Source organism: Kitasatospora sp. NPDC033851 (assembly GCF_055576085.1).
Map to the genome: position 1 here is coordinate 1 of NZ_JBVIRL010000078.1, position 5,473 is coordinate 5,473.

Below are 5,473 nucleotides of genomic sequence, written 5' to 3' on the forward strand. Positions count from 1 at the left end.
ACCGCAGACTCCCGCCCACGACCAGGACGAGCACCCCGGACAACCGTCACGCCAGCCCCTCCGACCAGCATGTTCGAAGATGGCGAAGGCTCATTGAGTGGCGCCGGCGGGTTTGCCGTCTCAGAGCCGACGGAGCATCGTTTCGCACTCCCGGCACCGCCGGTCGTAGAACACGGGCGGGTACCACGGCTCACCGGGCCGGGTGGGGCTGTAGTGGGCGTGCTCCATCGGGGTGGTGTCCTTACCGCACAGCGTCCACGCCTGGGGGTCTTCCGGGGCGTCCGGATCGGCGCCGGCAGCGTGAACCATGAGGACGGCGGGCCCAACTCCCTCCGCCCCAAGATCCCGGTCAGACTCCAGCTCGAAGAGGACAACGATCGTGGCCATGCCCCGACCGTGCGCCACGGTGGCCCCGTTCGCATCCCGGCCGCTGGACGAGCCGACGCTCTTAACCGTCCGAGGACATGCGAGAGGCCCCGGCGGCGCGAGCCATACCGGGGCCGACGGGGAACGGACCTGCCAGGCCACCCCCAAGGCCTCCAGCTGCCCGAGCTGTTCCGGGCTGAGCTTGTCCCGCCGGGCCTTCTGGTTGTTGAGCCAGGACCCGAGGGACACCCCGCCCTCCTTGTGGGTGCGCGGCACCCGGACGTGCCCCTCACGCTCGACGAAGGCCGCGAGCCCCGCCAGGCCCTGGGCGAACCGGTCGGCGCGACACCTTCGGACCCAACCCCACGGAGACCACCTCAATGCTCTCCTCCCCGCCGGGGCCGGTCACCACGATCTCCAGCGGCTCCTTGTGGGACCGGGGCACCTTGGCGTGGCCCTCGCGTTCAACGAAGGCGGCGAGGGCGGCCAGGCCCTGCTGGAAGCGGTCCTCCCTCGACACCTTTGGCTTCGCGTCGGCGGCGGTCTTGGCGGCCACCAGCTCGCGGTCGGCCTCCCGATCGCCGCCAGCAGGTCCCGCTGGTCCACCTCCAGGCCGGGCCAGCCAGCTTGCTGTGCCGGTCGGCCATCGCTTGATCCGTCCGTCGAGTGGCCGTCACAGAGTCGGCCCCTCGACGGAGGCGATCAGAGAATCGGCTCGCAGCCGATTGCCTTTCCCCCGGCGGCGAGGAACTTCCGTACCAGGTCGTCGTTGTCGGGGAACAGAGCAGGCCCTTCGAAGCCGCCGCTGAGACTGAAGAAGACGTCCTTGCCCTGGCAGGTGACGACGAGTGTCCCGCCAGCGACCCACCGAGCCCGCCCGGGCCCGCCCGGGCCCGGCCGGGTCCTTGCCGTCCTTCTGGGTCAGGGCGGTGGTCCGCGGATCGGTTGTGATCGCGAAGACCTTCGTCCGACCGTCGTGCGTCGGGTTCGTGCCGATTGTGCAGGACCAGATAGGGGCGAACCTGGTGGTGACCTGCTGCGACATGTCCAGCTGCGCCTCGGGGTTCTTCGCCGGTGCGAACCCGGGCAGCCGCAGAGGTTGGCCCAGTCCGGTTGTCTCTCGACCCCCTTCGTCGGCAGGTTCTTCGGTAGCGGCAGCTTTCGGTCGGCGCACGAGCGCGCCGGCAGCCACCACCGGCCGCCCGCCCCGACGTCCAACTCCGGCGCCCACCACGAACCCCCGCCCTCGCCGCGCGCGTGTGTATCGGCGCCGACCACCACCGGCCGCCCACCACGCCGCTGCTCCGCCGCGGCAGGTACGCGGGCATCACCGCGACCAGAGCGATGCCGGTGAAAAGGACCAGACGTATCCCGTCCGCGCCGTCCCACGCCCGGCCGAGCGTCGCCAGCGATGGACGGAAGCCGTTCAGGAGCAGCCAGGCGCCGAGCTGCATCGCTGCCGCCGAAGATCGACGAGGCGAGCTGGGTGATCACTCTCAGCTGGGCGAACGTCCCGCAGCCACGGCTGATCCGGTGGGCTGGCAGGCGTTGTCGACGTAGTGGACCTTCGCAATCACCGCCAGAGCGGTGACGCCGACGAACATCGTGATCGCGGTCAGCCCCGTCACCGCCATCGTGCTGGCCGCATCCTTCGCCTTGGGCTCGCGGAACGCCGACACACCCTTGGAGATCGCCTCCACACCGGTCAGCGCCGTACAGCAGAAGGGTGACCGCTCCGTGGATGCTGTCGAGGTTGGCCACCCTCGGCCTCCTCATCATCGAGTGGCCGGCGCGGAGCCGACCACTCGACGGACGCGATCAGAGGATCGGCTCGCAGCCGATCGCCTTGCCGCCAGCGGTGAGGAACTGCTTCCAGGCCTCGTCGGTGTCGGGGAAAAGCCCCTGGAGGATGTCGGTGTCCATCCGGAAGTAGGTGGGTTTGTCGTGGCAGGTCGCCACGACCTCCTGCTTCGGGATGGGGGAGCCCGCCCAGCGGGACCGGCCGAATGCGGGTGTGGCGTCCTTCTCGGCCAACGGCCCCCGAACCCTGGGCTCGGTCCCGATACTGAAGGACCAGGCGATGGGGTTCTGGCCGGTGGCGATCCGGCACACCCACACCGGGTCGAACGCGGTGGTCACGCTCTCCCGGTAGCCCTTGCTGCCGGCGCTGGCCGCAGTGAACCCGGGCAGGCCACAGACCGAGGCGTTGTTCAGGTCGTGCTCCTGACCGGCCTGTGACAGTTCGTGCGGTGCGGAAAGCGGCGTCTTCCCGCACCCCTTGCCCGCCGCGACGCCGTTCGCCGCCGAAACGGCGAGACGGGCGAGGTTCTCCGCGCCGGGTCCGTCATCGCCGTTTGACTTGACCTCCACTCGAAGGCCGTTGCCGCACTCTCCGGGCAGCAGCGCCCACGCCCAGTCGCTGCGGGCCGCTCCGCTCGCGCCGCCGTTCGCCGAGGCGGCGAACAGCTGGCTGTTCGAATTGGCCGGGTAGGGGGCGAGGTCGTCGGCCTGGAGGACCTGCACGAAGACGGACCGGCTGTTGCCGAAGAATCCGTAGCTCACCTCCGCCGTGCAGAATGCTCCGCCGCTCGGCGACTGCCAGACACCGTTCTTCTTGCTGCTGACCTTGCCCGGCCCGAGCGCGTCGTTCAGTGCGGCCACGCTCACCGCGCCGTCGCACACGGCGTCCGGCCCGAAGGCGTTGCTCAGGTTGTTGGCGAGGAACGCCCCCACCCCGGCCACGACCGCCGTCACCGTCACCGCGCCGACCACCGCCCGCACCCGCAACGGCCAAGTGGTGAACCCGCGCCGGTCGAGGGCGGCATCGACCTCGGAGATCTTGGACTGTCGTTCCGGCATCGGATCATCCCTTCCCGAAGGCGGCGTTGTGGGCCTGGACGATCGATGTGTAGTAGTGAACGTTGGCCGAGTCGGTCAGCTGGCCGAGCAGGATGTCCCGACCTGGCACGCCGAACTGATCGGCCTTCGCCTTGAGCATGACCTGCATCTGCGACTGTCCCGTCGTGTACAGGCTGCTGAGGTCGCCCTGCGCCTTGGTGTCGATCGCCGCGTTGACCTTGTTCGCCCAGTCAGACGTGGCGACGTCGACGTAGCGTTGGGCGATGTCCCCCACCGGCAGCCAGTCCTTGCCCGGAATCATGTTCGCGAGCGTGCCGATGTAGTGGTAGTCCATCTTGGCTTTCCAGTTGACCTTGAACTGCTCATCGGACTTGTGGTCCGTGATCGTGTCCGCCTGAACGGCGTCGAGCGCGCCCAAGGCCTTGCCGGCCTCGTTGACGAATCCCTCGAACTTCGGGTCCGGGCGCCCGTTGACGTCCCTGAACGCCTCGGGGCCGAACTCGGCCATCCGCCGGGCCACCTCCTGTGTCTCGGCCAGGTGGATCAGGGAGTACGCCTCAGGGTCTTCGGCGGTGCCCCGGATCACCCGGAGGAGCTGCTCGCGGGTGGCGTTCAATCCGCCGGGTTCGGAGGGGCCGGGAAGGTCCTTGCTGAGGATGTCATGGGTGTCTGCCACGTAATCGGCGACCATGTCGGCCATCGGACGGCGAAGAGCGACGGCGAGGTTGTTCTGGTCGCCCGCCTTGTCGCCGCCGAGCGTCGAGAGCGCGGTGTCCATGATCCGGTTCATCGTCGCGTCGTGCGGTCGTACAGGCGGCTGCGAGCTGTTGGGATCGCGGCCGGTCGCGCCGGCTTCCAGGACCTGACCGAACATCCCGTGAGAGCTGTTGCGCAGCTCGTCGGGGGACAGCTTGCCCTCCAGGTCCTGGTTGGGCCACGAGCGGTCCTTGAGTAGGTAGGTGAGGTTCTTGTTGCGGCTCGGGTCGAGGAATTCCTCGGCCGCCGCCGGGTCGCTCCTCATCTGCTTCATCAAGGGGCCCAGCGGATCGCCTGCACCGGCCCTGAGGGACCAGTTCGGACCCCACAGGTCCTCGCCCTTGGTCTTGCTGTTCCGCTCGTAGTCGACCAGGTCGTTTCCGGCCTTGAGGAGGAACGACTTGTCGAACTTCCCGCCCGCGCCCATCAGCGAGGTGAGCGCCGGGTAGTTGTCGTTCCAGCCGGCCGCCGAGTCTCCGGGCCGGCGTGCGGCCTTCAGGAGGCCGTCCTCCCAGTCCTTGCCCATGCCGCCGTCGCGGGTGGCCGTGGCGAGGACCGTCGACAGGTTGCCGTAGACGTCCTGGTAGCCCTTGGCGTTGTGATTGCCGTGGGCCAGGTCGCCGTAGACCTTGGAGTACTCCAGCAGCGCGTCCGGGCCAGTCTTGCCGCCGCAGTTGAGGCCGTTGAGGAGGGTGGTGGAGAAGTCCTTGTTCTCCGCGTTGGCGGCCATGAGGGCCCGCAACTGCTTGAGCTGGTCATCGGAGAGGCTGCCGGCCTTGGACATCAGGTCCTTGGCCCGGTTGGCGTCAGCGATCGGGCCAGCGCCGTACGGCTTCGGGTTGAATGAGGTGGTGCTGGTGCCGATGTCGCTCTGGAGGGCGGCGGCGGCCGTCTGATCGGCGGCGGTGGCCCGGCCGACGGCCTTGCCGAGGCGGGTGGAGATCGCGTCGGCCTTGGCCCGCATCTCGGTGTCGTACTTCTTGGCGGCCTCGACCCCGTCGGGGTCGTTCCGCGAGCCGGCCAGCGGGGGCCAGCAGACCTCGCCGTCGGGGGTGACGGTCAGCTCCTCGGTCTTCGCGTCGTAGATCGCGGTGAGGAGGTCGTTGTGGGCCGCGCGGAACTCCTCGGCCGCGGTGGTGATGATCGCGGCGAGGGCGGTCGCGACTGCCGACGCCTGCTGGAAGTCGGTGTCCACCCCCTCCAATGCCGAGTTTGCGTTGGCCGCCGCCACGCCCTTCCAACCGGCCCGCTGCACCGTGCTGGTGAGGTCCTTGCAGACCCGGCCCTCCAAGGTGGTGAGGGTCTTGGCGACGCCGGACCAGGCTTCGGCCGCCTCCGTGACCGCGTCCGGACGGGCTTCGTATAACTGCTTGAAGGACACCATATGCCCGGTTCCCCCTTAGGGCGTCCGCCAGTAGGTGCCGAGCTAATCGGTAGTAGCAGGGCAGGCACGGTTCGCCCGATCATGGAGTTCTCTACGCTTCATGATCAC

The 5,473-nt window shown here is 69.0% G+C and carries 5 protein-coding genes and 1 pseudogene; all 6 read right to left on the reverse strand.

Features of this window, described 5'->3' with window-relative positions:
• Window positions 1-120: 120 nt before the first annotated feature.
• The 6 genes and pseudogenes from ACZ51D_RS43330 to ACZ51D_RS43355 all read right to left on the reverse strand — a co-directional run bounded on the left by ACZ51D_RS43330 (window position 121) and on the right by ACZ51D_RS43355 (window position 5,365).
• Window positions 121-387 carry a hypothetical protein gene (locus tag ACZ51D_RS43330; protein ID WP_465626699.1) on the reverse strand — a complete coding sequence of 89 codons (267 nt, stop codon included), beginning with the start codon at window positions 385-387 and terminating at the stop codon, window positions 121-123.
• Between the two features lie 198 nt (window positions 388-585).
• A pseudogene (locus tag ACZ51D_RS43335) lies at window positions 586-687 on the reverse strand (helicase associated domain-containing protein); the annotation flags it as partial.
• Window positions 656-922 (reverse strand): helicase associated domain-containing protein, encoded by a 267-nt coding sequence (locus tag ACZ51D_RS43340; protein WP_465665817.1) that lies wholly within the window; start codon window positions 920-922, stop codon window positions 656-658. The pseudogene ACZ51D_RS43335 and the gene ACZ51D_RS43340, both read right to left, overlap by 32 nt.
• Before the next feature lie 940 nt (window positions 923-1,862).
• Window positions 1,863-2,066 (reverse strand): hypothetical protein, encoded by a 204-nt coding sequence (locus ACZ51D_RS43345; protein ID WP_402954089.1) that lies wholly within the window; start codon window positions 2,064-2,066, stop codon window positions 1,863-1,865.
• A 118-nt stretch (window positions 2,067-2,184) separates the two neighbouring features.
• Entirely contained in the window at window positions 2,185-3,225 is a 1,041-nt protein-coding gene (locus ACZ51D_RS43350) for a hypothetical protein (protein ID WP_465626692.1), read from the reverse strand.
• Between the two features lie 4 nt (window positions 3,226-3,229).
• On the reverse strand, window positions 3,230-5,365 hold the full coding sequence (locus ACZ51D_RS43355; RefSeq protein ID WP_465665815.1) for a hypothetical protein: 2,136 nt from the start codon (window positions 5,363-5,365) through the stop codon (window positions 3,230-3,232).
• Between the last annotated feature and the right edge of the window lie 108 nt (window positions 5,366-5,473).